This is a genomic window from Alkalibacterium psychrotolerans (genome assembly GCF_054784355.1).
Map to the genome: position 1 here is coordinate 1 of NZ_BAAGPH010000076.1, position 1,264 is coordinate 1,264.

At 35.9% G+C, this 1,264-nt stretch carries 1 protein-coding gene; it reads left to right on the forward strand.

Translation table 11 applies throughout. From position 1 onward, the window contains the following. Nucleotides 1–134: 134 nt before the first annotated feature. Entirely contained in the window at nucleotides 135–1,028 is an 894-nt protein-coding gene (locus ACYVLS_RS08955) for a transglutaminase-like domain-containing protein (protein ID WP_460323721.1), read from the forward strand. Nucleotides 1,029–1,264 lie beyond the last annotated feature (236 nt).

Here is a 1,264-nt window from a genome sequence, read left to right on the forward strand (position 1 = left end):
AGGAGGTTTATTCAATAGGAATCAAGCCCGAGAACACACCGTTTCGAGGAAAAATTCCTTATTTTTTCAAAGATAATTAATCTGTTCAAGAAAACAGCTTTAATTATAGAGCTATGAATTATTCAGGGCATAAGATGAAAGAAAAAGGGGAATTGACTTATCATATTCGTTTACGTGCAACTTTGAAGGTGAAACCAGAGGCTCAAAAACCAGGAGAGAAAATTAGAGTTCACTTGCCTTTGCCGATTGAATATGCTCAAGTAAAGAACTTTAGACTCATTGATACATCTCATAAATCAGCTCTAGTGAATGAACCTGACCATCCAGCAAGAACCGTTTATTTTGAGAAAGAATATGAAGCGGACGAAGAGTTTTATGTGGAATATGAATTCGATAATCATATGGTGTATAAAAATCCTTTGCCGGAAGAAGTAGACGAAGCACAACCTACATTTTATACTGAAGAACAATTACCACATATTAAATTTTCACCTTATATCAAATCAGTAGCTAAAGAGATTATCGGGAATGAAACCAATCCTCTTGAAAAAGCACGTTTAATTTACGAATATATTACTAAAAATGTGATGTATTCGTTTGTCCGTCCTTATTACACCATTACAGATATTCCAACTTACGCTTTAACAGGTTTTAAAGGAGATTGTGGTATCCAAGCTCTTACTTTTATTACCTTATGTCGTGCAGTTGGAGTTCCAGCAAGATGGCAGGCTGGCTTATACACCAATCCAGAAACAATAGGAAATCATGATTGGGCTCAATTTTATGTAGCCCCATTTGGCTGGTTATATGCCGATACTTCTTTTGGTGGCTCAGCATACCGAACAGGTGAAGAAGAACGATGGAAATTCTACTTCGGGAACTTAGAACCATTCAGAATGCCAGCAGTATCCGATTTTCAACATGATTTTACACCTGCGTTAGATTTCAGTCGAAATGATCCGTATGATAATCAAAACGGAGAAGCTGAACTCGAAAGTGGAAAATTAACTTATAATGATATTCACTAGTGTTGCATTAAAATATTAAACTGTTCCATGACATTAAAAAATCCTTTATACTAGTACTTGGATGACTTATCCAAGACCAATACAAAGGATCTACGCATGGATAAGTATAAAACTCAAGTTTCGCACCCTAATAAATGCTTCACAATCCTATCGGATTAACCCTCACCAAAGAAATTACGCAGCAATTTGTTCTTGGTTTGACTGATTTCCAATCAAAATTTCTTTGAATGCCGCCG

Excerpts from the sequence above, each read along its gene's own strand:
- ACYVLS_RS08955 (WP_460323721.1), top strand. The coding sequence starts at position 135 with ATGAAAGAAAAAGGGGAATTGACTTATCATATTCGTTTACGTGCAACT.